The sequence below is a fragment of the bacterium genome (genome assembly GCA_035505375.1).
GTDB lineage: Bacteria > Hydrothermota > Tepidihabitantia > Tepidihabitantales > Tepidihabitantaceae > UBA2258.
The window spans coordinates 37,612-64,116 of record DATJQV010000024.1 but is presented as its reverse complement, the minus strand read 5'-3'; the positions used below and the strand labels follow the sequence as shown (position 1 = coordinate 64,116).

Annotated in this window: 25 protein-coding genes and 1 pseudogene; 20 read left to right on the top strand and 6 right to left on the bottom strand. The window is 62.3% G+C overall.

Features of this window, described 5'->3' with window-relative positions; genetic code table 11:
* The first annotated feature begins 1 nt into the window (after position 1).
* The 15 genes and pseudogenes from VMH22_03700 to VMH22_03630 all read left to right on the top strand — a co-directional run bounded on the left by VMH22_03700 (position 2) and on the right by VMH22_03630 (position 13,871).
* Entirely contained in the window at positions 2-379 is a 378-nt protein-coding gene (locus tag VMH22_03700; GenBank protein ID HTW90790.1) for a universal stress protein, read from the top strand.
* 14 nt (positions 380-393) lie between these two features.
* Positions 394-852 carry a PTS sugar transporter subunit IIA gene (locus VMH22_03695; GenBank protein ID HTW90789.1) on the top strand — a complete coding sequence of 153 codons (459 nt, stop codon included), beginning with the start codon at positions 394-396 and terminating at the stop codon, positions 850-852.
* Positions 842-1,393, top strand: a complete 552-nt coding sequence (locus VMH22_03690) for a macro domain-containing protein (GenBank protein ID HTW90788.1) — start codon at positions 842-844, stop codon at positions 1,391-1,393. The genes VMH22_03695 and VMH22_03690 overlap by 11 nt, the downstream gene beginning before the upstream one ends.
* Positions 1,386-3,152: an arginine--tRNA ligase gene (gene argS / locus VMH22_03685; GenBank protein HTW90787.1), complete on the top strand. Its 1,767-nt coding sequence runs from the start codon at positions 1,386-1,388 to the stop codon at positions 3,150-3,152. The genes VMH22_03690 and argS overlap by 8 nt, the downstream gene beginning before the upstream one ends.
* Before the next feature lie 200 nt (positions 3,153-3,352).
* Positions 3,353-3,544, top strand: coding sequence for a 50S ribosomal protein L32 (rpmF, locus tag VMH22_03680; protein HTW90786.1), 192 nt, complete (start codon positions 3,353-3,355; stop codon positions 3,542-3,544).
* A gap of 69 nt (positions 3,545-3,613) precedes the next feature.
* Positions 3,614-4,621 (top strand): phosphate acyltransferase PlsX, encoded by a 1,008-nt coding sequence (gene plsX / locus VMH22_03675; GenBank protein HTW90785.1) that lies wholly within the window; start codon positions 3,614-3,616, stop codon positions 4,619-4,621.
* 10 nt (positions 4,622-4,631) lie between these two features.
* Entirely contained in the window at positions 4,632-5,819 is a 1,188-nt protein-coding gene (locus VMH22_03670) for a DNRLRE domain-containing protein (protein HTW90784.1), read from the top strand.
* Positions 5,820-5,905: 86 nt separating this feature from the next.
* Entirely contained in the window at positions 5,906-7,030 is a 1,125-nt protein-coding gene (locus VMH22_03665) for a hypothetical protein (protein HTW90783.1), read from the top strand.
* 100 nt (positions 7,031-7,130) lie between these two features.
* Positions 7,131-9,194 carry a M14 family zinc carboxypeptidase gene (locus tag VMH22_03660; protein ID HTW90782.1) on the top strand — a complete coding sequence of 688 codons (2,064 nt, stop codon included), beginning with the start codon at positions 7,131-7,133 and terminating at the stop codon, positions 9,192-9,194.
* Positions 9,195-9,296: 102 nt separating this feature from the next.
* Positions 9,297-9,992 (top strand): peptidylprolyl isomerase, encoded by a 696-nt coding sequence (locus VMH22_03655; protein HTW90781.1) that lies wholly within the window; start codon positions 9,297-9,299, stop codon positions 9,990-9,992.
* Between the two features lie 190 nt (positions 9,993-10,182).
* The gene (locus tag VMH22_03650; GenBank protein ID HTW90780.1) at positions 10,183-10,404 is read left to right on the top strand and encodes an addiction module protein; all 222 of its coding nucleotides are present in this window, start codon (positions 10,183-10,185) and stop codon (positions 10,402-10,404) included.
* 44 nt (positions 10,405-10,448) lie between these two features.
* A pseudogene (locus VMH22_03645) lies at positions 10,449-10,700 on the top strand (type II toxin-antitoxin system RelE/ParE family toxin).
* A gap of 45 nt (positions 10,701-10,745) precedes the next feature.
* The gene (locus VMH22_03640; protein ID HTW90779.1) at positions 10,746-10,898 is read left to right on the top strand and encodes a hypothetical protein; all 153 of its coding nucleotides are present in this window, start codon (positions 10,746-10,748) and stop codon (positions 10,896-10,898) included.
* Positions 10,899-11,018: 120 nt separating this feature from the next.
* Positions 11,019-13,472 (top strand): YncE family protein, encoded by a 2,454-nt coding sequence (locus tag VMH22_03635; protein HTW90778.1) that lies wholly within the window; start codon positions 11,019-11,021, stop codon positions 13,470-13,472.
* A gap of 228 nt (positions 13,473-13,700) precedes the next feature.
* A complete protein-coding gene (locus VMH22_03630) occupies positions 13,701-13,871 on the top strand; it encodes a hypothetical protein (GenBank protein ID HTW90777.1) in 171 nt (56 codons plus the stop codon).
* A 359-nt stretch (positions 13,872-14,230) separates the two neighbouring features.
* Here the strand turns inward: VMH22_03630 and mtnA are convergent, their stop codons facing one another.
* Entirely contained in the window at positions 14,231-15,274 is a 1,044-nt protein-coding gene (gene mtnA, locus VMH22_03625) for an S-methyl-5-thioribose-1-phosphate isomerase (protein ID HTW90776.1), read from the bottom strand.
* Positions 15,275-15,341: 67 nt separating this feature from the next.
* On the bottom strand, positions 15,342-16,340 hold the full coding sequence (locus tag VMH22_03620; protein ID HTW90775.1) for a class I SAM-dependent methyltransferase: 999 nt from the start codon (positions 16,338-16,340) through the stop codon (positions 15,342-15,344).
* Positions 16,341-16,508: 168 nt separating this feature from the next.
* On the opposite strand from VMH22_03620, the gene fusA reads away from it, so the two are divergent.
* The 4 genes from fusA to VMH22_03600 all read left to right on the top strand — a co-directional run bounded on the left by fusA (position 16,509) and on the right by VMH22_03600 (position 19,422).
* Entirely contained in the window at positions 16,509-18,590 is a 2,082-nt protein-coding gene (gene fusA / locus VMH22_03615) for an elongation factor G (protein ID HTW90774.1), read from the top strand.
* A 124-nt stretch (positions 18,591-18,714) separates the two neighbouring features.
* Entirely contained in the window at positions 18,715-19,047 is a 333-nt protein-coding gene (locus VMH22_03610; protein HTW90773.1) for a DUF4258 domain-containing protein, read from the top strand.
* Positions 19,044-19,268 carry a type II toxin-antitoxin system MqsA family antitoxin gene (locus VMH22_03605; protein ID HTW90772.1) on the top strand — a complete coding sequence of 75 codons (225 nt, stop codon included), beginning with the start codon at positions 19,044-19,046 and terminating at the stop codon, positions 19,266-19,268. The genes VMH22_03610 and VMH22_03605 overlap by 4 nt, the downstream gene beginning before the upstream one ends.
* A complete protein-coding gene (locus tag VMH22_03600) occupies positions 19,255-19,422 on the top strand; it encodes a hypothetical protein (GenBank protein HTW90771.1) in 168 nt (55 codons plus the stop codon). Before VMH22_03605 ends, VMH22_03600 begins: the two co-directional genes overlap by 14 nt.
* 200 nt (positions 19,423-19,622) lie before the next feature.
* Here VMH22_03600 and VMH22_03595 read toward each other — a convergent pair whose 3' ends face one another.
* The 3 genes from VMH22_03595 to VMH22_03585 form a co-directional block, all read right to left on the bottom strand.
* Positions 19,623-19,973 carry a hypothetical protein gene (locus tag VMH22_03595; protein HTW90770.1) on the bottom strand — a complete coding sequence of 117 codons (351 nt, stop codon included), beginning with the start codon at positions 19,971-19,973 and terminating at the stop codon, positions 19,623-19,625.
* Between the two features lie 3 nt (positions 19,974-19,976).
* Positions 19,977-21,665 carry an FAD-dependent thymidylate synthase gene (locus VMH22_03590; protein HTW90769.1) on the bottom strand — a complete coding sequence of 563 codons (1,689 nt, stop codon included), beginning with the start codon at positions 21,663-21,665 and terminating at the stop codon, positions 19,977-19,979.
* A gap of 177 nt (positions 21,666-21,842) precedes the next feature.
* On the bottom strand, positions 21,843-22,739 hold the full coding sequence (locus tag VMH22_03585) for a DUF72 domain-containing protein (protein HTW90768.1): 897 nt from the start codon (positions 22,737-22,739) through the stop codon (positions 21,843-21,845).
* A 124-nt stretch (positions 22,740-22,863) separates the two neighbouring features.
* Between VMH22_03585 and VMH22_03580 the strand changes: the two genes are divergently transcribed.
* On the top strand, positions 22,864-24,003 hold the full coding sequence (locus tag VMH22_03580) for a VLRF1 family aeRF1-type release factor (protein ID HTW90767.1): 1,140 nt from the start codon (positions 22,864-22,866) through the stop codon (positions 24,001-24,003).
* A 738-nt stretch (positions 24,004-24,741) separates the two neighbouring features.
* Here the strand turns inward: VMH22_03580 and VMH22_03575 are convergent.
* Positions 24,742-26,187: a hypothetical protein gene (locus VMH22_03575; protein ID HTW90766.1), complete on the bottom strand. Its 1,446-nt coding sequence runs from the start codon at positions 26,185-26,187 to the stop codon at positions 24,742-24,744.
* Positions 26,188-26,505: the final 318 nt, after the last annotated feature.

Genomic DNA, 26,505 nt, shown 5'->3' with positions numbered 1-26,505 from the left:
CATGGAACGTGTTCTGCTGTACGTCGAAGATACACCGGGCATGCCCGCGACGGTGGAGTTCGCCTTGCGACTCGCCAAGGGCATGTCGTGCCGCGTGTTCGCACTGTCCGTAATCGACCCTGACATCCACCGCCATCGAGATAACCAGAAGTCCGACGCCGAGGAGCGCGCGTGGAGCATGCTGTACGAAATCGAGGACGACGCGTTCCAGCAGAACGTCCGCATCTCGCTGCTGCTGGAGCCGGGCGAACCACTGTCCCGGCTCATCAGCCTGAGCACGAGCTACGACGCTGAACTGATAGTCGTAAGCGCCGATTGCCGGCTGATGGCGGCCGAAGTCGTACGCCAGAGCAACCGGCCGGTCGTGTTCGTGAAATAACCATGGGAGGCATGATGGCGAAGATATCCGAGCTTCTGCCCCGCTCGGCGATTGTGCTCAACCTGCAATCGAAGGAGAAGTTCGAGGTCATCAACGAGCTGGTGCGACCGCTGGTGGAAACCGGCGCTATCACCAGCGAAGCGGACTTCGTGTCCGCGATTGTCCGGCGCGAGAACATGGAGAGCACCGGCATCGGACTCGGCGTCGCGATTCCCCATGCCCGGACCCCGGCGGTCTCCAGCATCGTGCTCGCATTCGGCCGGTCCGACTCGGGCGTTGACTTCAACAGCCTCGACGGCAAACCGTCCCATCTCATCTTTCTGATTGCTGCGCCGGAGGAACAGAAAACCGAGTATATCATGACCCTGGCGCGGCTCTCCAAGCTGCTGCGTAAGGACGAAGTGCGCATCGGCCTGAACAAGGCCGGCTCACCCGACGACGTGGTCGGCGTGATCATGCAGCATGAGTCCTAGCCCGTACTCACGGAAACTCGGCCGACTGCAACTGGCCGTGGTGCTGGGCGACATCACTGAGCAGGCGACCGACGCGGTCGTCAACGCCGCCAACAATCACCTCTGGATGGGCTCCGGCGTTGCCGGCGCCATCAAATCCAAAGGCGGTGAGGAAATCGAACGCGAGGCGATGCAGCTCGGCCCGATTGAACCGGGGCAGGCAGTGACGACCACTGCCGGCAGGCTCAAGGCTCGGTACTGCATCCATGCCGCTGCCATGGGGCAAGACCTGGCCACCAGCCCGGACCTCATTACAAAGGCAACGCGGAGCACGCTGACTGAGGCGGCGCGGCTGGACATCGACTCCGTTGCATTCCCGGCGCTCGGCACCGGCGTCGGCGGCTTTCCGGCTGACGCCTGCGCGCGGCTGATGATTGCCGCCGCGCTCGGGCACGCCCGCCAGAACGTGAAGCCTGGTTCGGTCACCTTCGTGCTGCGCGACGAGCCGACGTACCGGTCCTTTCATGAAATCCTGAAGTCAGCGCCGACGCCGGATGCCTGACAGCAGCTACTTCCTGACCCGCTGCCGCGACGAATTGGTCGGCATTCTGGCGGCACAGGGCGTAGCTATCAGCCCGACCGAGATACGCGACGTCGAAGGTGGCATCGGCGCCGACCTGGCAGTTCCTCTCTTCCGTATCGCCAAAGAGCGCGGTGAGAATTCGCAGGCCCTGGCTGAACGACTGGCCGCGTCGGTCCGGCTCGAAGGAACACGATTCACGTCGGCAGCGGCGCTCAAGGGTTACCTGAACATGACCTTCGACCGGGCGAGATTCGCGCGGGAAGTCATCGCCGACTTCAGCCGTGACCCGATCCGGTACGGCAGTTCCGATGCCGGCGCGGGCCGCTCGATCGTCATCGACTACTCATCCCCGAACATAGCCAAGCCGTTTTCCGTCGGCCATCTCCGCTCGACCATCATCGGCCAGGCCCTGCACAACATTCTGAGCTACCTCGGGTATCAGGTCGTCGGCGACAACCACTTGGGCGATTGGGGAACCCAGTTCGGCAAGCTGCTGTGCGCGTTCAATCGCTGGGGCAGCGAAGCGGAACTGGAACGCAATCCGACCGCGCACCTGCTTGCCCTCTACGTCCGGTTCCACGACGAGGCAAAGAAGAACGCAGACCTCGAACTCGAAGCGCGGGACTGGTTCCGCCGGCTCGAAACCGGGGACGAGCAGGCCCGGTCGCTCTGGCAGCGCTTCGTCAACTTCAGCACCGCCGAGTTCGGCCGGATCTACGACCTGCTGGGGGTGAAGTTCGACTCGCTGCGCGGAGAGAGCTCGTACGAGGACCGCCTGAGCGGCGTCATCAGCCGCGCTCTCGATTCGGGCGTGGCCCGGCGCGAGAAGCCTGCGACCGCCATGGCTACGGGCGGGGAAGAAGTCGGCCCGGACGAAACCGTGGTCATCCTGCCCCTCGACGACGCCGGGATCGAGGTACCGCTCATCCTCCAGAAATCGGACGGCACCAGCCTCTACGCGACGCGGGAGATTGCCACCGCCGAATACCGTCTCGAACGCTGGCACCCGGAGAAGATGCTCTACGTCGTCGGTAAGGAGCAGGAGCTCTACTTCCGCCAGTTCAGCGCGGCGCTCACGAAGCTGGGCATCACTGTCCCCTGCATCCACGTCACGTTCGGACTGGTCCGGCTGCCCGAAGGCAGGATGTCAACGCGCGAGGGCCGGGTAGTATTCCTTGAAGACGTGATTGCGGAGGCAGTACGCCGGGCCGAGGCCGTGCTGCAGGACCGCGACATTCCGCCGGAAGAGAAGGCGCGAATCAGCCGCATCGTCGGCATCGGTGCCATCAAGTACGCCGACCTTTCCCAGAGCCGCATCAAAGAGGTGGTATTCGACTGGAACCGGATGCTCGCGCTCGACGGCGACTCCGCTCCCTATCTCCAGTACGCGTACACCCGCACGCGCTCAATCCTCCGTAAGGCTCCGGATTTCTCCGCTTCATCCTTCATCCCTCATCCTTCATCCTTTGCCCTGCCTGAAGAACTGGCCCTCTTGAAATCCATCGCCCGGTTTCCGGATGCCATCGTCGCTGCGGCCGAGTCGTATGAGCCGCATCGCATTGCCGGACGCATCTACCGTCTCGCCCGCGACTTCTCGGCCTTCTATGACAAGGCGCCGGTGCTCAAGGCCGAAACTCCCGAGCTCCGCGGCGCGCGGCTGTACCTTGTAGAGATGACGGGCAAGGTCATTGCGACCGGCCTCGCCCTGCTCGGCATCGAAGTCACTGACCGGATGTAGTTCGCACGGACCGGAACGCAGGCCGCCCCTCGCACCTTGCCTCCTCTAACATCTTTACGTATTACATTCCATCTTACATCTTTCATCTTGCATCTTACTTCTTACATCTCACATCTGACGCCTCGGCCGTCCTCGTCTTGACTCCTGTGGCTGAGCCGCTAGAATCCCCTCCGCCTGTAACATGAATTCCTGGAGGACAAATGCCACTACCTAAGAGACGACATTCCCACACCCGTGGACGCAAACGTCGCACCGGCTGGAAGCTGGCCGCTCCGACCATCGTGGACTGCCCGCACTGCCACGAACCGAAGCTGCCGCACCGCGTCTGCCCCCATTGCGGGTACTACGCGGGCAAAGAGGTCATCTTCGTTGAGAAGGAAGAGCGGAAATAGCGATCTGCTCCCAGTCCGAAGTCCGGATCTCTAAGTTTCGGACCGCGACTGAACTGCCCGACTGACCCGATGAAGATCGCCCTCGACGCCATGGGCACGGACAACGCGCCTGCCCCCGAACTCGAAGGGGTCGCGCTCGCGCTTGATGAGTGGAAAGACCTGGAGGTCGTGCTAGTCGGCAGACCGGGCATAATCGACGCCGAGACCATCAAAGGCTACTCAGGACGGCTGGAACTGCTCCCCGCCGAGGAAGTCGTCGGCATGCATGAGTCGCCCATCGAGGTGGTCAAGCGCAAGCGCAACTGCTCGATAGCGGTTTGCATGGACCTGCTGAAACAAGGCAAGGTTTCGGGCGTCGTCAGCGCCGGCAACACCGGCGCGATCATGGCCTTCGCGGTGACGACGCTGGGCGTGGTGCCGGGCGTCTATCGTCCCTCCCTGGCAGGCCTCTTCCCAACACTCAATGGCAGCACCCTTGTGCTCGACATCGGAGCCAACGTTGACTGCAAGCCACTGCAACTGCTCCAGTTCGGGATTATGGGCACGACCGCGGCCAGCTACCTGTTTAAGAAAGCCAATCCCTCGGTCGGACTCCTGAACATCGGCCAGGAGGACTCCAAGGGCAACGAGTTAGCATTCGAAGCCTACAAACTCTTCAAGCAGCACGACCTGAACTTCGTCGGTAACGTCGAGGGCAACTCCATTCTCAAGGGAGACGTCGACGTGGTCGTCTGCGACGGGTTCGTCGGCAACGCGCTGCTGAAGTACGCCGAGGGCCTGGCTGAAGTCCTCACCGGCCTGCTGGAGCAGTACCTGGAACCCGACTCCGAGCACCGCACACGCCGCTGGCGTCGCTGGCTGTCCAAGCCTGTGCTCCGCGAGTTCATTGAGCGGATGGACTACCAGGAGCACGGCGGCGGGTTGATGCTCGGGGTGCTTGGCTCGGTCGTGGTCGGCCACGGCCGTTCTTCGCCCCGCGCCATAATGAACGCGCTCCGCTCCGCCGCCAAAGGGGCCGAGGATAATCTGGTCGAGCACATCCGTCGCCGCTTCGACCAGACCGTCCAGCCCGCATAGGAGATTCAAGATGCACGTTTCAAGATGCAAGATTCAAGATACCCTAAAGGTCCCTGTCTTGCACGTCGCGCTTTGCATCTTGACCCTTGCACTCATCGGCTGCAATACCCGACCGGTCGGCTACGACCAGCTCAGTAACCGCGTAAGCGGTGCCTCGGACACGACGCTGCTTCCGGATTCGACCGCCAGCTACATGCGCTACGTCCCGCTCGGCGGCTCCAGCCTGCTCTACCTCGGCCGCGATGCCTCCTACCAGTCGCGGATCGTGATGCTCTTCTCGATACCGGATACGATGAATCTCGACTCAATCACTTCCTGTCAGCTCGTTCTGCATCCGGTCGACACGCTGGCCCGGATGAACTTCATCTGCCGGCCCTGCTCCCTGGCGTGGCTGGAATCCGGCGTCTCGTGGCAGATGGCCGATTCGAGCGACCATTGGCTGAACCCGGGCGGCAGCTTCCTGCCTGATACGCTGGCGAGCGGCACGATAACCGGGGACAGCGCCATGATCGACATGAAATACGCGGGGCTGGACTCGGCTCGCCGCGCCACCATCCGCACCTGCGGCGTCATTCTTTTCCCGGAAGACACGGGCATCGTGGCCATCCACGCCGGCGTGAGCACTACCAGTGCCACCTCGCCGCGGCTGCGCATCACCTATACCAGCAACGGCAAGCAGACGCAGCGCATCGTCAACGACGTCGGCGACGCCAGCCTGATTGACACCATCGCCACACAGTCGGAGCCCGGCGACCTGCTGGTCGGCTCGGGAGTAGCGTACCGCACCTGGCTGACGTTCAACATCGACTCCATCCCTCCCCAGGCCACAATTGCCAGTGCCGAACTGAAGTTTCGCCCGATGACCCTGTATCGCCGCACCGACACCATTATCCTCGGCGCTTCGCGCCTGACCCAGTCATTCGGCCAGTGGGGAGCAGGCGCGAGGTACGAGAGCGTGCCGAGCGCCGCCTCCTCGTACATCGTGCCGGCGGACAGCGACTCAACGGTCACTATTGACATACGCTCGATGGTACAAATCTGGACCAGCCATTCCGACACCCTCCACAACTTCGGGCTGGTGCTGACGGCCGCACCGGAATGGTCGGCGCTCTTCCGATTCCAGATACCCGACCGCGGCGCCGATGCGCCCCATCTCGACATCAAGTACGTGCTGCCGCCGGAAGACAGATTCAAATGAGGGCACTTTCGATTTCCGATTGTCGATTGTCGATTGTCCGGAGTCCGATCGCCTTGGCTTTCGGCCTTTGGCTCCTGGCTTTTGGAATGTGCGCGCCCTCGTTTGCTCAGTCTTTCTTCAACTCTCGCGGCCTTGGCGAAATCACGCCGGCCGGCGACGCGCGCATCGCGGGGCTGGCCGAGCCTTCTGCTCTCTCCACTCTCAACCCCGGAATACTCGTCGGCCTCAACCAGACGTCGTTCCACGTCTCCGCGATAGGCACAGCAACCGTGGGCACGCAGCGCGGAAACAGCCGCCTCCTCCCTGACGCCAGGCCGGCGGCATTCAATGTCGCGACGCCGCTGCCATTCGGGACTCGCCTGTTTGGAGGAATAAGCCAGAAGTTCAGCCAGGACTTCAACGTCTGGTCAGACTCGTTGGTTGACACCGCCTACCGCCGCCACATCATCGGCCGGGGCGGAGTCTACGCGCTCGGGGCCGGGCTTGCCAAATCACTCTTCGGCAAGTTAGCTGTCGGGGCCGAGTATGACCACATCATGGGCGGCTCGCGCGAAAACTGGGGATTCGAAATGGAACAGGGCGGCGGCACTTCTACCGACACCATCGAAGTGGACTACGTGGGCAACACGTTCAAGTTCGGTGGCTCGTACCAGAGCCGCCTGTTCTCGCTGGCCGCGTACTACGAACCACCGCTCCGGCTTGAGGCAGAACGATACAAGCACGTCCACGGCGTCATTCAGGACACCGAACGTGTCTTCACCATCTCCCTGCCCCAGTCATTCTCTCTTGCCGCGGCGGCGAATCCGTGGGACCGAGTCGGGATTGACATCGGACTTTCGCTCTATCCCTGGCAGAATGCCACCATCACGGCCAACGACACCGTGTCCTCCCTGGGATACAAGAACGTCTGGCGTGGCTCCGTCGGCGCTGAATACGACCTCGATTCGGTTCATCCGGTACGCCTCGGCTATTCCCGACAGACATGGTACTACAACGCGGCCTATTCACCGCAGCTTATCCCGACTCCCATCAGCGAGAACGGAATCCACGTCGGCACGAGCGTGCCGATACCCAAGGTCGGGTCGCTGGATATATCAGGCGAAGTCTTGCTGCGCCACTCTCCGCTTCTGGACGAGGTCGCTGGACGCCTGATGGTCACTCTGTCCTACTCCGAAGCCTGGACCAAGCGGACTCGCCGCTGGGGCTACTAGCTCGACCTCGCTGCCAAGACCCTCGACGAGTGACCAAGTGTTCTAGCGCTCCAGTGACCCAGTGCAGGACTCCGGACTACGACTCCGCCACTAGACCACTATGGTGAATTCGAGCACGGTCGTGGCTGCGTTCCTGCTCTTCTGCATTCAGGGCACCTTCGCGCAGACCCCGAAGCACTTGGCCGTGATACCGCTGCCGAGCCACTCCGCCGTCTACGACCTGCCGCGCTGGCTCGACATTACCGACGTCACCGAGAATTCGGCGACTATCGTGGCTACCGACCAGGAACTGGCGCAGCTTCGCGCGCTCGGTTACTCACCCAGAATTACCGTTGATGACTACCAGGCCCGGCTCGAGGCCAGCCTGCTCGGGTATCACACCTACGAACAGGTCTGCTCGACCATGACCGCACTCGCCTCAGCCTACCCCCTAATCTGCCGTCTCGAAACGCTCGGTTTCTCCGTGCAGAACCGCGCCATCCTGATGATGCGAGTGACCCACAGCCCGCAGACCGAGAAAGCCGAACCCGAGTTCCGCATCCTTGGCCCGCACCACGGTGACGAGAAGATCGGTACGGAAATCACGCTCTCGTTCCTGCAGTACGTCCTGTCCAGCTACGACACCAGCCCGCCTATCCACAACCTCTTGGTTTCAACCGAGCTCTGGGTCGTTCCGATAGTCAACGTCGATGGCTTCGTGCTGAACCAGCGTGAAAACGCCAACGGCATTGACCTGAACCGTGACTACGGCTATCGCTGGAGCGGAATGGGCAACAGCCCGAGCCCGTTCTCCCAGCCGGAGACGCGCCTCATCCGGCAGCACGACCTCGACAACAACATCAGCATGGAATTCGCCTACCACTCGGCCGCGTCCTACGTCAACTACCTCTGGGACAACCACCCGGCCGACCCGCCCGACTCCGGCCTCATCCAGGCACTCGCCCAGCAGTACGCCGACTCGACCTACGGGTCCGGCACGACCCGGCTCACCCCCATCAACGGTTACTCCTGGTACGAGGTCGACGGTTCCTGCCAGGACGCGAGCTTTGGCCTGTTCGGCAATCTCGCCTACACCATTGAAACCAAGCAACCGACGGCGCAAGCCCAGATTGACTCCATCTGCGTTGCCAACCGCCGGGCACTGCTTGGAATGATACAAGCCGCCGACCACGGCATCTCCGGCCTGGTCCGCGACTCTGCGACCGGGACCCCGCTCTTCGCCCGTATCTCAGTTGACAGCCCGCTCCGCTGGGACTGCTATGCGAATACAGGCCTCGGCTACTACCACAAACCGCTGCCCCCGGGTGAGTACACACTGACCGCGCATGCCCAGGGGTATCTGCCCCAGACCGTCACCGGTGTCGTCGTCACGACAGGCGTAGCGGCAAACGCCAACTTCAACCTTGTCCCGGACACTTCCGGCAACGTCTACGTGGAAGAGATGGTGTGGATCAACAACGCCGAACCGGGCGTGACAAAGGTCATGCCCACGACGTCCATCTTCGCGCTGGGCGCTCCCGACGGTCGCTACTTCTCGCTGGGACGAGAAGGCGATGTCTGCCTGAGCGCCGGGCGCGGCCGGACAATCAGGAACGTACAGGGATGGGACGTCAGGGTCTATGACGGCGACACCGTGGCGGACGGATACTGGCTTTACGCCGGGAACGACTGGACCGGCCCGTGGACCAGCCTCGGCCATGCCAACGGCACCCATACATTCGACATCGGCGTGGCCGGACTCGACTCGGCCCGCTATCTCCGCATCGTCTGCGACTCGACCGCCTCGGTTTCGGACCCGAAAGCCGGCCTCGACCTCGACGCCGTTTCCTACCGCACCTCCCCCGCCGGCATCAATTCGCCCATCGCCCCGCGCCCCTCGTCCCTCGCCTGCGTCTACCCCAGCCCAGCTCGCCAGGTCCTCTACGTCACTCTCCCCCCTGCCTGCCGCCGGCTGGAAATCATTGACATTACGGGCCGCTTGGTAAAATGTTACCCGTTCGGCACGGAGCAGACGGCGCTGGATTACGGCAGCAAGGCTGCCGCCTACCCGAGCCGATTCAGGGTTGACCTGAAGAACATCGGACTCAGGCCCGGCATTTATATGGCCCGGCTTGAGACAGCGACCGGAACGTGGCAGCGCAAATTCGTCGTCGCCCGGCCGTAGACAGAAGCTAAGGCAAGTAACTGTGCCGTCCGAATGCCGAATGTCCCGACATTCGTCGTTCGTAAATCGTCATTCGTAATTCTCTAAAGGAGGTCCGTCAAGATGAAGTGGTTCCTCACAATCGCCGTCGCGATGCTGGTCATCGGCTGCGGCACGTCCAAGCCCGCGCAACCGGCGGCCAAGCCGCCGACACCGCCGGCTCAGGCGGCCCAACCGACTCCGGCAGCCGCGCCGGCCGACACAACCGCAGCTAAGTCCGCAACTCAGCCCCAGGTGGCAGGAATGCTCAAAGATACACTCGTCGCAACCAAGCTCCCCGACAGCCTCTTCTTCAACATCAAGGTCAAGGACTTCGGGACGATGAAGATCCAGATGTACACCAAGGACGCGCCGCTGAATGTCACCAACGTCGCGAACCTCGGCATCAAAGGGTTCTACAACGGCCTGACGTTCCACCGCCTGATTCCGGGCTTCATGATTCAGGGCGGCGACCCGTCCGGCAACGGCACCGGCGGTCCGGGCTACACCGTTGCGGCGGAAATCAAGAAGCCGCACACCAAGGGCGCTATGGCGATGGCTCGCACCGGCGACAACGTGAACCCGGGCAAGCGCTCATCCGGCAGCCAGTTCTACATCTGCTTCCAGCCCACGCCGCAGCTTGACGGCCAGTACACGGTCATCGGCCAGCTCGTTGCGGGTGACGACGTGCTCGCGAAGCTCGAGCAGGTCAAAACCGGCCCCATGGACAAACCGCTCACCCCGGTTGTCATGGAACAGGTCTGGGTCACGAACCAGTAGGGTAGCGACAACCTTCACGGCCCGGGCATAACTGCCCGGGCCGCGTTTCTATTGCCGACCACCACCCGCCGCCGGCCGCGCCAATCTCCTTGACACCCATGCCCGGATAACCTAATCTACATACAGAAAAGAAGAACCATGAACGATACGGACTTGAATGTCAGCAGGACTTACTGGATCGGAGCACGCCATGACGAAGAGCACTAAGGACGTAGTAAAAGAGATTAGGGCACTGCCCGACACCGAGAAGTTGGAGGTCGTCGACAGCATTCTGCTGGAACTGGACCGGCCCGACCCCGAAATCGACCGCGTCTGGGCGGATGAGGCCAGGGCGAGATTGCAGGCCTACCGCGAAGGCCGCACGGCCCACCTTTCCTATGCCGAAGTGATGGCCAAACATCGACGCAAGTGAAGATCCGCTTCCTCGCCATCGCGAGGCGGTAACTCGACGACGCGGTTGAATGGTACGACAACCAGTCCGAGGGACTGGGTCGCCGGTTCCTCGATGAGCTGGACCGCGCCGTCCATCGCGTCAGATCCTACCCTGACTCCTGCCAGGAACTGACGCCCGGATTGAGACGCGCGCTCCTAAATCGCTTCCCCTACGGCCTCATCTACGCACAAGAACCCGACACCATCGTCGTCGTGGCCGTTGCCCACTTGCACCGCGAGCCCCGGTACTGGATAGACCGGCTCACGGACACCTGAAGGACGCCCGACCGGAACTGGAATTCACCGCGAGCGCCGGTAGCCATGAACCACGTCCGGGGCACGACCAAGTTGCTCCTTCACGGCGACCTCCAGACGTCGGCCATCATTGCCCGGGCCGCGTTCTTCTGCTGCATGGTCGTTGTCCGCTGTCCGACGTGCGCGGGGCAGGAAGGCTCCAACCGCAATTCGGCTTGACATGAGACGGGAGTCAGACCTATAATGACTCACGTGCGCCGGTGCTGGGAATGGCGCTGGCTGCCAGACTTGAAGCGGAACCGACTGACAGTGTAGGTGAGAGCACACTGGGAGTTCTGAATGGGCAGTGATTGTCGTCCGGACCGCCATCCTACGTCTTCCAACAAGCGGGCCAAGAACCTGAAGCTACGCCTGTGCGCGATGGCGCTGGCGACGTTGCTTGTGTCGGTTGGCTCAGCCCAATACTTGGAAAAGACTGTCATGCTGCCCGACACGCTCGGGTGGCTGGATCACCCGTGGTCGCTCGGCTATGACACCTTGAACAATAGAGTCTATGTCGGATGCGACTCGGGTATTCTGGCGATAGATGGCGCCACGAGCCGGCGCCTGGCTTGCATCAAGACCGGCGGTCGGATGTTTGCTTTCTGCTACAATCCCCAGAACAACAAGGTCTACAGCGCGGACGAAGCGCAGGGCAAGGTGGTTGTGATTGGGGGTGCGACGGATTCTATTGTCGCTACGATAGGGGTCGGGCAAACGCCGTACGCGCTCTGCTACAACCCGCAGAACAACAGGGTCTACTGCGCGAGCGCGGACGGGGACAATGTGACGGTGATAGACGGAGCCACGAACGCGGTCGTAGCCGTCGTTGGCGGCGTATACTTTCCTCAATGCTTGTGCTACAACTCGCAAAACAACAGGGTCTACTGCGCGAGCGGAGGCGGAGGCGTGGTGGTCATCGACGGTGCCGCGGATTCAATCATCGACACAGTGCCCACGGGGGTTGGTGCATTGGCCCTTTGCTACAACGCCAGGAACAACAAGATATACTGCGCGGTCGGCTACGAGGACAACAGTGTCACTGTAATCGACGGATCGACAGATTCGGTCCTCGCCACAGTGCCAGTTGGAACAGGGCCAAGCGCCCTCTGCCACAATCCCGCGGACAACAAGGTCTACTGCGCAAACTACTACAGCAGTACTGTGACGGTGATAGATGGTGAGGGTGATTCGGCCATCGCCACGGTCGGGGTTCAGTTTGGCCCTCACGCCCTCTGCTACAATCCGGAGAACGACGAAGTCTACTGCGCGAACGCCCCAGACATGTCGTACTCGGACACGACCGTATCGGTCATTGACGGTCACAGTAACGCGGTCGTGGCTACCGTGAGTGTGGGCTCCTTCCCTTTCGCTCTGATCTACAACCCGCAGAATAACAGAGTTTACAGCGCGAACGAAGGTAACTACGACGTGTCGGTGATAGACGGCGCGGCGGACACGGTTCTCGCCACGGTCAACGTCAAAGATTTGCCGACTGCCCTCTGCTATAACCCGCAGAACGACAAGGTGTACGGCGCGAATTGGTACAGCGACAACGTCACGATCATTGACGGAAACGCGGAGACGCTTGCCGCGACGGTCGCGACCGGGCGGGAGCCTACATCTCTCTGCTACAACGCGCAGAACGACAAGGTCTATTGCGGGAACAACGTCACCAACAACGTCAGCGTGATCGACGGTGCGGCGAATACGGTCATCGCCACGGTCGGGGTCGGAAACGGACCGTCCGCCCTCTGCTACAATCCGCAGGGCAACAAGGTCTACTGCGCGAACGCCGGGATGGTTGGGTTCCGCGATTCAACCGTGACAGTCATCGACGGCGCTACCAACTCAGTCCTCGCCACGGTAGCGGCCGGACTCAACGCCTGCGCCCTGTGTTACAACCCGCAGAACGACAAGGTCTACTGCGCGGGCCAGAACGACAGCAGCGTTACCGTGATAAGCGGCGCTACGAACTCGGTCATCGCAAGGCTCGTAGCCGACAGCCTCCCGACTGCCCTCTGCTACAACTCCAGGAACGACAAGGTCTACTGCGCGAACACGGGTGGGACCGTGACCGTAATAGACGGGGCGGCGGACGCGGTTCTCGGCACTATCAGGGTCGGGCACTACCCTCAGGCCCTCTGCTACAATGCGACGGACAACAAGGTCTATTGCGCTAACGCAGCAGGTAACAGCGTCAGCGTGATAGATGGAGAAGGAGACTCTGTCATTACGACAGTTCCTGACTCAACAAACCCGCTGGTCCTCTGCTACGATGCAGTGTATGACAAAGTCTACGTCGCGAACGGATCTCCTTCAGACCTCCCTTCAACCGTGACCGTAGTTGACGGTGCAACTGACTTGATCGTCGCGACCGTTAGAGTGGGAGTGGGACCACGTGCGTTCTGCCTCAATCCGGAGCAGCACCGCGTCTATGTGGCAAACTCATCGAGTTCGAGCATCTCGATCATCTGCACGGCGCCACCTGGAATTGAGGAACGCCTGGGTCTGAAAGTGCCAAGCCCTGAGCACATGGCCACGGTCGTTCGCGGCGTACTGCTCCTTCCGGCAGCCACAAGCCGTAAGCCTCGAGCGGCAAGCCTGCTCGACATCAGTGGGCGGAAGGTGATGGACCTGAGGCCCGGGGCGAATGACGTGCGGGCGCTAGCACCGGGCGTGTACTTTGTGCGTCAGGCGTCGAGCGTGAGGCATCAAGCGTCTAGCGTCACCAAGGTCGTTCTGACCGAATAGGCCGCTCCGGCCACTTCCTATCGGCTGCCCGCGTCTCCGCGGGCAGTCACTTCTGAGCCACCAATGCCTCGGCGCGGCGAGGTCGAAGACGTCCGAGCGAATCTTGGCCAATACCTTCGTGTCACAGCCGCGGATTGCCCTTCTGTCCGGAACTCAGCCGGTAGGCGGCATTCATCCAAGGCCGGTCCCTGAGCTTTCCCGGGAACAGGTGCACGCGCCAGCATCCCTGTGTCCATCTGGCATACCATCGCCGCGACCAACTGCCAGTTCACTCAGCTAACGAATCAGGAGAAGGTATGGGGAATGAGCCTGCACACCACCCGTGAGACCTACCCGCAGACGAACTGCCTCACAATCGTCCGAACTATCCCGCAGACGACTGCGGCCATGGTCGCGTAGACAACCTACGTGACCATCTGTCGGCTCGCCCCACAAACGACCACTGATACCACCCGATAGACCATATCCAAGACCCACGCTGGGACGGTCTACCAGACCGTCCCCTGGACCGTCCCCGGGACGGTCTCCCCTATTATCTCCCAGACGCTAACACGAACGCTGCGCCCAGCTTCGTATTATGCCTATTATGCAGTACTTAGGCCTGACTCGTTGTGCACTAGACACAGTTCTTTTATCGCCATTGCAGCCAAGACGCGGATCTCGGCCACTAACTGTCTCACTTGAGCTTGATTCTGGGTCGTTCCAATGGTCAGGCCGCGGTGCGCGGCAGCCCTAGAAACGAAGCTGGAGCAGTCGGGCTAGCGGGCTAGAAGGCGCTGAACCGCGCGAATGTAAGGTGGCTTGATGATGCCGCGGTCCGTAACGAAACCGGTGATGAGGCGGGCCGGAGTCACGTCAAAGGCCGGGTTGAAGACCGGCACACCCTCAGGCGCGGCACGGCACCCGGCGAACGCACGAACCTCTTCCCCATCCCTCTCCTCAACAACAATCTTACCGCCGTTCGGGGTCGCGAGGTCGAAGGTCGAAATCGGCGCGACGATGTAGAAGGGCTTGTGTGCCGCCCGCGCCAGCGTCGCGAGCATCTTCGTACCGACCTTGTTGGCGGTGTCGCCATTGGCGGCGATGCGATCCGCGCCGGCCAGCACTATGTCGCACCGGTCTATGACGCTCGCCGCAGCACTGTCGGCAATCAGCGTGACTGGTATCTTGGCCCGCAGCAGTTCGAGTGTTGTCAGCCTGCTGCCCTGTAGCAGCGGCCTGGTCTCACAGGCGTACACGGTCGGTTTCTTGCCGTCCAGATGCGCCTGGAACACGACGCCGAGGGCTGTGCCCATTCCCGGCGCGGCCAGCGCACCGGTGTTGCAGATTGTGAGCACGACGGCGTTCTTCCTGAGCAGTTTCGCACCGTGCTGCGCCATTGCGAGGGAGCGTTCGAATTCCTCAGCCTCGATCTTTCTCGCTTCAGCGAGCACTGCGCTGCGGGCGGCGTCGGGGGAAAAACCACGGACGAGCACAGACTGCATAACACGGACGACGGCCCACTTCAGGTTGACTGCGGTCGGCCGCGAGGCAATCAGCAGTTCTGCCGCTCGTCTGAGTCCCGACACCAGCCTGCTGTCCGGCAGCCGTTTGGCTTCGACCGCAAGGCCGTAGGCGGCAGCGACGCCGATGGCCGGCGCGCCGCGCACAGCCAGCCGCTTGATGATACCGGCGACCTCGACCGCGCTTGTTGGATGGAGATACCGGGTGCGACAAGGCAAGGCGGTCTGGTCCAGAATGCGAAGTCGCGAACCGTCGAATTCGACCGCGCGGAAGAGGAAAGCGGGGAGCTTCTCCCTCACCCCTTCCCTCTCCCTCTGGGAGAGGGCGAGGGTGAGGGACGGGGCAGTCCCCATTTTCGCGGTCATATCACTCACGGCCGGTCTTGCGCAGGACCGCGACAAGGCCGAACGAATCGTGGTCGTGCAGCTCCGGCTCGGACTGAACGAAGTCGAGCGTGGCAAGGTATCCGTCGAAGTCGAACCCGTCGTGGTCGGGCAGCAGCGAATAGAGCTGGAAGAGCCGCGACTCCACCCAGCCACGGAGCACACCGAACCTGGGATGGCGGCGACCCAGGCCATGCATCGCCCGTTGCAGCCGGTTCAGCAGGTAGCCGCCACGTTGCTCGTTCCTGACCGACTCGGATACGATGCGCTCGGATGTCAGTCGGAACAGGCTGTACTCTTCGAACGGGCTGCGCCTCCGGTCCGCCAGGAACCGGTCGAGCGAGCTGTAGGTGTACTCGACGTGGTGCGGCGCGTACCCGGAGAACGGACGCGGGAAGGCGGCGCGGTCGAGAGTGGTCAGCACCATCATGCCGCCGCCGGGCAGCGCGTCGTAGACCTGTCGCAGAAGCCTTTCGGCTTCGTCCGCTGGAAGGTGCTCAACCACTTCCAGCAGGAGCACGGCGTCTATTCCTTCGAGCCGCTCCGGCCGCAGAGTGCGCGCGTCGAGAAGGCTGAAGCTCAGGCCGTCGCACTCGAAGCGCTGCCTTGCGCCGGCGAGCAGGTGCTCGGAGTAGTCGGTCGCCTCGATGGTCCAGCCCTCCGGCATCACGCGGGCGAGGGCGCTCGTGAGCACGCCGCTGCCGCAGCCAAGTTCGAGCAGCCGAAGCGAAGGGACATGACCGAAATCCTCCTCGGTTTTCGGATCGTGTCCCAAGCTCTTTAGCACCGCCAGCACCGCCGCATAGTTGGCGCAGTGATGGAGCTGAAGCCTCCGGTCGCGCTGCTGCTCGACGCTGCCGCCCTCGGAGTTGCCGAACGCGGAGCGGTCGCCGGCCGAGCCCTCGCTGCGCCGGAACTCGTCCCATATCCGCTTCACGTCCGCGCGGAAGTCGGCGCCGTCTTGACTGAGCTGAGACTGCACGCGATATCATACCAGATGCAGCGCGCGCCGCAACAACCACAGGAATTGTCGAATGACCGAACACCGGGCCGCTGGACCACTTGACCACCAGATCACTGGGCCACGTTCCGCCTCTCCCCGCCCCTCCCCGCTTGACTATACCCGATCCAGCCAATACCATACTCATTCATGGAAAGCGCCGACCTGACGCGAATTCGGAATATCGGCATTGCCGCGCACATAGACGCCGGCAAGACAACGACGACCGAGCGCGTCCTCTACTATTCGGGCCGCATCCACCGTATGGGCGACATCGACGACGGCAATACCCAGATGGACTGGATGGCCCAGGAGCGCGAGCGCGGCATCACCATCACCGCCGCGGCCACGACCGTCCACTGGCTGGACCATCGCATCAACATCATCGACACGCCCGGCCACGTGGACTTCACGGTCGAGGTCGAACGCTCGCTCAAGGTCCTCGACGGCGCGGTCATCGTCCTGTGCGGTGTGGGCGGCGTCGAGCCCCAGACCGAGACCGTCTGGCGCCAGGCCGACCGCTACCAGGTTCCGCGCATCGCCTTCATCAACAAGCTCGACCGCACCGGCTCCGACTTCTACCGCGTGCTCAAGACGATGGCCGAGAAGTTCGCGCAGACGCCGGTCGCGGTCCAACTGCCCATCGGCGCCGAGGACGAGTACAAGGGACTGATTGACCTGGTGGCGGAAAAGGCCTTTGTCTGGCACACCGACGACCTGGGCGCGACTTTTGAAGAAGTGCCGATCCCGGAGGAACGCAAACCGGAGGTCGAAGACTACCGGCACCGGATGATAGACACGCTGACCACGTTCGACGAGCAACTGCTGGAGAAGTACATGACCGGCACGCCCATCGGCGAAGAGGACCTGCACCACGCCCTGCGCAAAGGCTGCGTCTCGCTGCGCATCGTACCGGTCTTCTGCGGCAGCGCTTTCAAGAACAAGGGCATCCAGAAGCTGCTCGACGGCATCGTCCACTACCTGCCGTCGCCGCTCGACGTGCCGCCCGCGCACGGCGTCAACCCGAAGAACGGCAAGGTGGAATCGCGGCCGTCCGACCGCAAGGCGCCGTTCTCCGCCCTGATATTCAAGCTCACCGCCGACCAGCAGCGCGGCATGCTCGCCTACCTGCGCGTCTACTCGGGCAGCGTGGCGCAGGGCGAGGTGGTAATGTGCGTACCGGAGATGAAGCGCGTGCGCATCCAGAAACTCGCCATCATGCACGCCAACCGGCAGCAGGAGGTCGAGGCTCTGTCGGCGGGAGAAATCGGTGTCGTCATCGGACTCAAGGAACCGCGCACCGGCCAGACCCTGACTGACCTGTCCCACCCGATTGCTTTCGAGGCCATCAAGTACCCGGAGCCGGTCGTGTTCCTCGCCATCGAGCCCAAGACCAAGGCCGACGAGGACAAGCTCCACGACTCGCTCGCGACGCTGGCGCTCGAGGACCCGACCTTCAAGGTCCGCACCGACGAGGAAACCGGCCAACTCATTCTATCCGGCATGGGCGAGTTGCATCTGGAGATACTCATCGACCGCCTGGCGCGAGACTACCGGGTCGCGGTCCACTCCGGCAAGCCGCAGGTCTCCTACCGCGAGACGGTCACGGCGCGTGCGACCGCCGAAGGCCGCTTCATCCGTCAGGCCGGCGGCAAGGGCCACTACGCCGTCGTCAAGGTCATGCTCGAACCGTCACCGGAAGGCAACGCCGTTGTGGATGAGCTCAAACCCGGCACCCTGCCCCGCGAGTTTGCCGCTGCCGTCACCCAGGCGATTCACGACAGCCTGGAGTCGGGCGTGCTGGCCGGCTACGCCGTGGTGAACGTAAAAGTGCACGTCGTCGACGGCCAGTGGCACGAGCAGGATTCCGCGGATGTGGATTTCAAGGTCGCGGCGAACACCGCGTTCCGCGAGGCGTTCATGGCCGCCGAACCGACCTTCCTCGAACCGATAATGGAGCTCGAAGTCGTGACGCCGGACCAGTACCTCGGCAACGTGCTCGGTGACATCACATCCCGCGACGGCAAAGTCCTGCACCTCGAAGCGGTCAAGGGCCACCAGATAATCAAGGCCGAACTGCCGTTGGTCAAGACCTTCGGTTACGCGACCACGCTCCGCTCGCTCAGCCAGGGCCGCGCCTCGAACTCCATGCAGTTCTCGCACTTCAGCGCGGTCGACCAGTCCACCCGCGAACGCCTCTACCCTCTCTTCGCCGGCCACCCGCAGTATTAGACAGGGCGCAAGCCCAAGCTCAAGCACCGCCGCCGACCGCAGATGTTCGGTGGCTGCCTACCTGACTCGCAACCCGCCACTCGCGGAGCATTGACTCCTGACCCGACCGAGGTAACATGCTCTGATGCCAAACATGCCTGCCGGCGATGCCGTTCTGGCACGAATCCGGGCGCAAGCACGTGCCGAGCAGGTACGAATCACCGTCCACGCGAATCAGGAAATGGTTGAAGAAGAGGTCACGATGGACGAACTGCTGCAGGCGGCGGGTTCCGGCGACGTCATCGAGTACTACCCCGAGCACCGACGCGGGCCGTGCTGTCTGCTGCATGGGGTCACCGCCAGCGGCCGTCACCTGCACGTCGTCTGCACGACGTCGCTGGAGATGCTTGTCATCATCACCGTGTACGAACCCCGGCCGCCAAAGTGGCCGGAGCCCGCAGTCAGGAGGAAACCATGAAGTGTAGCATCAGGGATTGCAGCGGCGAATGTCAGACACGCGAGATCACTCACACGGTGCGCTATCACGGCCAGGTCGTTGTGATTGACCACGTACCGGCGGAAGTGTGCTCGGTGTGCGGAGACGTGCTCCTCAGCCCGGAGACGGTGCGTCACATTGAGCGGCTTCTGCTCAGCGCCGACCGCCCGGCGCGTGAAGTGCCGCTGTATGAGTACGCCTAGCCCAACGACCATCGGCGACATCGTGTCCGCAACCGCGCTCCGTTCGCTCAGCCAGGGCCGCGCCTCGAACTCCATGCAGTTCTCCCACTTCAGCGCGGTCGACCAGTCCACCCGCGAGCGCCTCTACCCTCTCTTCGCCGGCCACCCGCAGTAGAGCCCGCTCAAGCACAAGATCGAGTCGAAGCCTGGCTCAGGCGCCGCGAGCCTTGGACATTTCCTGGGATTCTGGACTTCGTGCCGGGACAATTTCCAACTCGATGCGTTCCGCCACAGGGTCAGAAGTTAGGAGACTCGACCCGAACTCGGGCTTGCGCTTGTGTCGCCAGCCTGTAGCTTGTCGCTTGAGGCCTGCGGCTACTTGCTGCTCTTACGCGGAACCAGCTTGAGTCCGAGTGAATCCTTGCCGGCCGGCTTGTACAGGCGGACGACCGGTATGACGTATTCGGCGAAGAGCATCAGCACGCCCACGCCGAGTATGATACGCCGCGCCAGCAATGCCCAGGTCTGCTCCAACTCGGGAATCCGTAGCGGGTTGGCCCAGGCCGCAATGCCGACAGCGAGAATGACGATGACGACAACGTTGGCGATGGCGCGCAGGGTGTTCCAGAATAGCACTTTCTTCACAAGAGCTTCGTCGGTGACGACAATCTCGGGCTCCAGTGCCTTCACCGCTTTCTTCAATTCGTCGAGGCTGGCTACCTGCATCGGCTACTCCTTTTCGCTCTTCTTCGGCCGTAACTTCTTCCCCGAAGCCGGAACAGAACCGCCAACAGCGCCAGTCGAATCCGGAACGTTCACGTCGGGACCCATCTTTGTGTCTTTGTGTCTTGGTGGTGAATTCCTGTCCCGGTTCTTGGGCCTCTTGCGCGGTGCTTTCTCAGTCTGGACCGGCAGCGGCCGCGCCTCGGGCAGCTTCAGTTCGGTGACTGCCGGCGGCCTGCCGAACAGCTCTTCGTAGACCCGGGGATAGTTGTCCTTGCCGCAGGCCAGGGCGAGCGTCAACGGCATCACGTGCCGGGCCTGCTCCATCATCCGGCCCGCGATGTCGCGGATGTCCCACTGCGCCTCCGGGTCCTCGCGCAGCCGCGAGATGTGGTACAGCTCGCGGGCGTCGACCGTTACTAGCACCCGCCGCTGGTGGGAGTTGGTGAGCACGTACTGCGCGACGGCCGGGTTGAACGCGGCAACCCGGTCGAAGACTTCCTCAGTTCTCGCCAGCATCTCCTTGAACGACTTGTGCTCCTTGATTTCGGCAATCGAGGTCGGGATGGTCCAGCCGTTCTTCGGGTCGTACGGCTGAGCGGTTATCGTCATCAGCCGGTGCCGCTTCAGTTGCGCGAAGCCCGATGCCGATATCACCAGCTCGAACGTCAGGCTGAGGTGCTCGAACTCGCGCAGGACCGCGTCGTACGCCTGCATGTCCTGGCACGCCAGCTTGAATATCTCCTTCTTGCGGGCGAGCGTCTGCCGCTCGACCCGGTTCATGCACTCGGCGTGAGACGCGCGTGAAACCGAGTGCAGGATTGCGGCCAGCAGCTTGTTGTCGGCGTTCTGGGTATAGTCCACCAGCGCGACGTCGGACGCGGCCAGCGCGATGAAGTTGCGGGGCCGGCGGTTAAACGCCGGAGTCATGAAAGTCTGGGAGTACTCGCGGACCCGCGCGTAAGTGTTCTTCTCGTAGTCGGTCGGCTCCGGGAATACAATCAGCGACGGGGCGACCGCGACCGTCTGCTCGTAGAGCCGCGCCGACAGGGCCCGCACCTCGGCCAGCTCGCTCGCGCTCAGGCTCTTCAGCATCAACTCCAGGTTCCGCGCGTTGGCGGTCATCCCAAGCTGGGTCTGGATGGCAAGCCCGGTGATATAGCGGGCGTCTTCTTTGGCCGCGTTCTCCGCCCGGAGCGGTTCGTCCCTCCACTCCGGATGCTTGGCCGTGAAGTGCGGCACCAGCTTGTAGTAGAGCTCGTGGTAGTAGTGATTCTGGAGTCTCACGGTCGTCACAAACTCGTCCAGCACCTCGGTGTCCTTCAGCTCCTCCGGTACCACGAAGTCGTCGCTCAGCGTGACGTAGCGCTGCGATTTCTCGGTATACGAGTTCAGTCGGTGGCGCTCAAGCGCCTCAACCGCGAGCCGCGACACGCCGGTGACATCGAAGTTGAAGACCGCATGCTCGGCAATCGAATGATGCCCCATCTCGAAGACGATGGTGACGTTGGACTTGCGCGCCTTCTCTATCTCCCGGCGCGCATCCTGCCGCAGCTCCTCGACCGGCTTGGAACTGCGGCTGATCCGCGCATAGGCGGCGGAAATCAGCTCCGGGGTAAGGACTACGCGGTGGTTCCTGGCGAGCGTCTGCATCAGCTCGTACTCGAGGTTGAATCCGGCGAGAGCTACTTTCATCTTGCTGAGGATATTCTACCGCTATCGAAAGTCAAGCAGACAGTGCTACCGACAAGATCCGAATGACCAAGCGTCAATGACCATTCAATCACAAAGCCCGAACTTCCGCACATTGGGGCTTGGGGCTTGATTGGGCATTGGCAATTGAGACTTGAGAATTCCCCGTCTGTCTCGGCCTCAGGATTGCGGTAGACCCGCTACGATGCGGGTCTGGATGGGCGTGAGATTGTCTATCAGCCCCAGCATCTGCTTCATCATCAGGGCGTTCCGCGCCGCGGCTCCGGCGTGGCAGTTGTTGAAGAAAGTGTAGGTCATCTTCGCCCCCGCGCTCACGTCACGCAGGGGCTGCATGAACTCGCCCAGCTCCACGCCCGAATACAGGTAATTGTACCGTTCCTCGCGTGAAGCATTGAACCAGTTCTGGTTCCGGCCATGGAAGCGGAAATAGGCGATATCCGATGTGCGTCGCGGCTCGAACGGCATCAGTCGCGGTATCTTCGGCTCGTCCACGACGCAGAAGCCCATCTTGCTCTGCTCCAGCGCCCGGAATGCGTCGGGCCTCAGCCAGGCCCGGTTGCGGAACTCGACCACGATGGAGACGTCCGGCATCAACTCCGGCATCCTGCGCATGTAGTCGAAGTTCTGCGGCGCTGGATAGAAGAAGACCGGGAACTGGACCAGCACGCACCCGAGCCGGCCCGAGTCGACCAAAGGGCTGATGCCCTCACGGAACGACTTGAATACCTCGCTTGTATCCTTGAGGATTCGCCGGTCCTCGTCCTGCCAGATGTCGTGGGTCATGTCCTTGTGCGAACGGACCACGAAGCAGAAGCCGCTACCGGTCCGGCTCACCATGGATGCGAGAGTCTTCGGCGCCGGCATCGCGTAGTAAGTGAAATTCAGCTCGACTGTGTCGAACCCGAGCACGTTCTCGTAGTATTCGAGCATCTTCGTCTTGGACAACCCGGCCGGGTAGGCCCTGCCCAGCCAATCGTCGAACGAGAAGCCGCTGGTGCCGACTCTGAACCGTCCGGCCGGCAGCGCCGAGTTCGACTGCGTGGCGTCCGTTTTCAAGGGCACGCTCCCATTCTAGTGGGCGACCTCGCTGGAGCAAGGAACTTATCCGGAACGCTTGACAAGCAGACCGAGTCTAATAGTCTGAGTTGTTGGCACACCTGAGAAGAACGAGGAGCTACCCATGGTATCACCCAGTGATGTAAAACGTCTGACCGAGAGCACCGACCGTCACATACTGACCCTTTACTTCAACACGCGGTCCGACCAGCAGCGCTCCGCCTATCCGGCTCGGCTTCGCAGCCTCCTGCACGGTATCGAGGCGGCGGTCCCGGCTGAAGACCGGAAGCTCTACGACCAGGCCGCAGCCAAGCTCATGAACTTCGTCAGCCAGTACCAACCCGCGGGCAACTCACTCCTTGTTTTCGCCGGCCCCAAGTCGTGGGATGAGTTCCCCTCCCGAATCCCGGTTCGCGACGAGGCAAGCTGGGGGCTACCCAACACTGCCCAATTGCTGTGGCTCATCGAGGAATACCGGCCGTATGGTGTGCTGGTCGCCGGCATTGAGCACGTCCGCTTCCTCTCGGTTCGGCTGAACGAGTTCGAGGTATTCAAAGAGTTCCGCGCCGATATCGACACCAGCCAGTGGCGCAAACAGGTCGTCGGGTCAAAGGGCGGGGGCGACTCGGTCCAGAAGGGCGGGCGGAGCGTCGAAGCCTTCGACCAGCGATACATGGAGCAGGTCAGGCGCTTCTGGAAGACGCTCCACAAACCGCTGGCCGAGCTTGTCGAACGCTACCGGATTCGCCGGCTGGTCCTCGCCGGGACCAAATCGGTGCTGCCTGATTTCGCCAAGTCCCTGCCCCCCGACATCGGCAACCTCGTCGTCACCCAGATGAACATGGAGACGTTCACCAACCCGACGGACGCCGTTCACAAAGTGCTGCCGGCCATCGCCGCCTGGGAACAGCAGCGCGAGCATGCTCTTGTCGCCGAGCTGTTCGGGGCCGCGGGCATCAGCAAAAAGGCAGCGGTCGGCGTCGACCCGGTCCTCAAATTCGTGCAGGACGGCCGGGCCTCACGACTGATCGTGGCCAAGGACTTCGATGCCGAGGTCAGCCGGTGCGCCCAGTGCAAGACTATCAGCGCGAGCACCAACAGCCACTGTGGAAAATGCAGCGCCGCGGACATGACGAAGGTCAGCCTGGCCGCGGTTCTGCCGCGCCTCGTGATCGACCACGGCCTGCCCATCGAGGTCGTAAAGGGCGATGCCGCCAAAGAGCTGACACGCAGCGGTGGAGTCGGAGCCTTCCTCAGGTTCTAGCTCGCGAAAACGGGGACTGTACCGCGCGTCCTCGCGCCGGGGACACATCCGCGACGCGCTCCTCGCGTCGCTTCGTGGACGTGTCCCCTCTGGACTGTCCCCTGCTTTCGCGCGTGATCGCGTCCCGCTGCCCGTGGACTGCGGGAGCTTAGCTCCCGCTTTTCCTCGCCGGGCGTCACGGAAAGAAGCTACCTGGCCGCCTGCGTTGGAACCGAGCTCTGAGACTCGCCGCGCAAATCGGTCACGATTCAGCGCGCGAACCACAGCAGACACCCGGAGGTTTGCCCCGCGAATGGCCCTGAGAATCGCCTTGCAAGTCGCCCTGCGAATCACCCCACGAGTAGCAGTGCAGGTCATCTCGCGAGTGACGCCGAGGGTCACGACGCGAATCACCGTCCGGGAGATGGCGACAATCACGAGCCGAGTCATGGTGCAGGTCGCACTCCAAACCGCAGCACAGGTCACCCTGAACATCGCCCGCCAAGTCTCTCCGAGAGTCCCCCTCCAAGTAATGTGCCGAACCGCCATCGGAACCACCCTGGGAACCGTTCCCGGGGCGACCCCCAAGGCGACTCGCCCAGCATCTCAAACCGCCGCTAATCCAAGGACTTATCCCATCTCTTGGCCATCAACCCGCGTGAGTCTTATTGGACTCATGCGAAGAGACGCGCCCGACAGTGATGCGGGCGGCCCGAAGGCCGCCCCGCCTGGTCTACTGTCTACCGCAAACTGTCTTCTCTACCGCCCACCGGTCAGCACGACCTTCCGCGTCTTCCCTAGCCCCTCGCCCCTAGTCCCTAGCCCCTCTCTGACGAAGTACACGCCGGGCGCCAGCGCCCGCACGTCATTCGTGCCGTGATGGAGGTCGAGGACACGGCGGCCGCTGATGTCGAGCAGGGCGCAAGACGCTCCACGCATCACGCTCGATGCCGGAACGCACAGCACCCCACGGATAACTGACTGGAGGCGGGTCGCCGCGCCGTGCTTGGTCTCGTGTATGGCTGGCGGAGTCGAGTAGTGGTTGCAGTAGATATCGTCGTTACCTTGGCTGTAAGTCACCCCACACCAGGCGACCCACGGAAGCCCCGCCGGGTCCAACGCGACCGTCACGCTGCCGTCGCCGTGCGCGCTGTCATCGTCCAGCCGCTGTTCCCCTGACCACGACTTGCCGTCGAAGTGAACCGCGTAGATGCCCGCGTACGAACCGCCGCCATCTCTCTCGAAGGCTATCCACACGTTGTCACTCCTGTCAGCCGCGATGTCAGAATACTCGTCCTCGCAGTTATTGACCGGATCCTGGGTGACGCGTACCGAGGGAGTCCATCCTGAGCCATCATTTCGAGTGTAGAACTCGTCGCTGGCAGAGTCTCCGTTGAGGACGCCGGTGTAGCTCACGTGCAGGATGCCTTCGCGGTCTATGACGATGCGCGGGGCCGGCCAAACCACAGCCCTCACACGACTACTGTCGTTCACCAGCGAAGGCGCCGACCATTGCGCACCATCGTAGAAGCTGTAGTAGATGGCAAGATGCTCGGTTTCTGTCCAGACCACGTGTGGCTTTCCTCCGGAATCCACCGCAACATCGCACCACCAGTTGTTGTTGCCGTTTGGCGGGTTGACACAGTACTCGCCTTCCCAGCGGTCGGTACTGTCGTCCCAGCGACTCGCGTAGACGGAATACGGAGACACCTGTGTCTCGGCGTGGTTCCAGACGCACCAAACCTGTCCGCCGCCTGAGGCAATCTTGGGCGTGACGTCCATTGAGTCGGCGTCGGGCGTGTCAACCTGTACTTCCGGACTCCATGCTGAGCCAGTCCAGTAAGAGGAACCCACATCAAGGGAGTTGTCATTGTTCTGGCTGCTCCACGCCGCCCGGGCGCGGCCACGACTGTCAAAGCAAAGCGAAGGGCCGACCCCGCAGTGAACACCGGGCGCGTTGGCGCAGACGCCACTCTGGGGCGCCCAGTGCCTGCCGTCCCATCGGGAGTACAACAACGTCGTATCTGACAAGTTCCTACCCCAGACGACCCACGGGACTCCTGCCGCGTCGAACGCAATGGCCGGCATTAGCTCGCACGTGTCGCCGTCGGGCCGATTGATCATTTGCTGCCCGACCCAGCCCTGACCGAGTGCGGCAGCGGGCAAGAGCATGGCTGCGGTCAGCCACAGCAAGTTTCTCTTCATACGGTCCTCCAGTTGTAGGCCTTGGGTGAAGTATCTGGCGGGTGCGCCCGAATCGGCGCAGCAGTCCCCTTCGTGTCTGGCTCGGTCTGAGGTCGGTCAACGACAGCCGTCACGTTGTCCTTCTAAATGCGCCTCATTATGACCCACGACGCCCTTCATGTCAAGACGCAGCCCATGCCCTGATTCCGACATTGAACCACTAAGACGTCAGTCCACCAAAGATGAAGGCGGAGGGATGAAGGATGAATGCCGGCTTCGGCTTTCCTGATTCAGCCTTTCCGGTTTCATCCTTATCCTATTTCATCCCTTCCCGATTCA

Excerpts from the sequence above, each read along its gene's own strand:
- VMH22_03700 (HTW90790.1), top strand. The coding sequence starts at position 2 with ATGGAACGTGTTCTGCTGTACGTCGAAGATACACCGGGCATGCCCGCG.
- VMH22_03695 (HTW90789.1), top strand. The coding sequence starts at position 394 with ATGGCGAAGATATCCGAGCTTCTGCCCCGCTCGGCGATTGTGCTCAAC.
- VMH22_03690 (HTW90788.1), top strand. The coding sequence starts at position 842 with ATGAGTCCTAGCCCGTACTCACGGAAACTCGGCCGACTGCAACTGGCC.
- argS (HTW90787.1), top strand. The coding sequence starts at position 1,386 with ATGCCTGACAGCAGCTACTTCCTGACCCGCTGCCGCGACGAATTGGTC.
- rpmF (HTW90786.1), top strand. The coding sequence starts at position 3,353 with ATGCCACTACCTAAGAGACGACATTCCCACACCCGTGGACGCAAACGT.
- plsX (HTW90785.1), top strand. The coding sequence starts at position 3,614 with ATGAAGATCGCCCTCGACGCCATGGGCACGGACAACGCGCCTGCCCCC.
- VMH22_03670 (HTW90784.1), top strand. The coding sequence starts at position 4,632 with ATGCACGTTTCAAGATGCAAGATTCAAGATACCCTAAAGGTCCCTGTC.
- VMH22_03665 (HTW90783.1), top strand. The coding sequence starts at position 5,906 with ATGTGCGCGCCCTCGTTTGCTCAGTCTTTCTTCAACTCTCGCGGCCTT.
- VMH22_03660 (HTW90782.1), top strand. The coding sequence starts at position 7,131 with ATGGTGAATTCGAGCACGGTCGTGGCTGCGTTCCTGCTCTTCTGCATT.
- VMH22_03655 (HTW90781.1), top strand. The coding sequence starts at position 9,297 with ATGAAGTGGTTCCTCACAATCGCCGTCGCGATGCTGGTCATCGGCTGC.
- VMH22_03650 (HTW90780.1), top strand. The coding sequence starts at position 10,183 with ATGACGAAGAGCACTAAGGACGTAGTAAAAGAGATTAGGGCACTGCCC.
- VMH22_03640 (HTW90779.1), top strand. The coding sequence starts at position 10,746 with ATGAACCACGTCCGGGGCACGACCAAGTTGCTCCTTCACGGCGACCTC.
- VMH22_03635 (HTW90778.1), top strand. The coding sequence starts at position 11,019 with ATGGGCAGTGATTGTCGTCCGGACCGCCATCCTACGTCTTCCAACAAG.
- fusA (HTW90774.1), top strand. The coding sequence starts at position 16,509 with ATGGAAAGCGCCGACCTGACGCGAATTCGGAATATCGGCATTGCCGCG.
- VMH22_03610 (HTW90773.1), top strand. The coding sequence starts at position 18,715 with ATGCCAAACATGCCTGCCGGCGATGCCGTTCTGGCACGAATCCGGGCG.
- VMH22_03605 (HTW90772.1), top strand. The coding sequence starts at position 19,044 with ATGAAGTGTAGCATCAGGGATTGCAGCGGCGAATGTCAGACACGCGAG.
- VMH22_03600 (HTW90771.1), top strand. The coding sequence starts at position 19,255 with ATGAGTACGCCTAGCCCAACGACCATCGGCGACATCGTGTCCGCAACC.
- VMH22_03595 (HTW90770.1), bottom strand. The coding sequence starts at position 19,973 with ATGCAGGTAGCCAGCCTCGACGAATTGAAGAAAGCGGTGAAGGCACTG.
- VMH22_03590 (HTW90769.1), bottom strand. The coding sequence starts at position 21,665 with ATGAAAGTAGCTCTCGCCGGATTCAACCTCGAGTACGAGCTGATGCAG.
- VMH22_03580 (HTW90767.1), top strand. The coding sequence starts at position 22,864 with ATGGTATCACCCAGTGATGTAAAACGTCTGACCGAGAGCACCGACCGT.
- VMH22_03575 (HTW90766.1), bottom strand. The coding sequence starts at position 26,187 with ATGAAGAGAAACTTGCTGTGGCTGACCGCAGCCATGCTCTTGCCCGCT.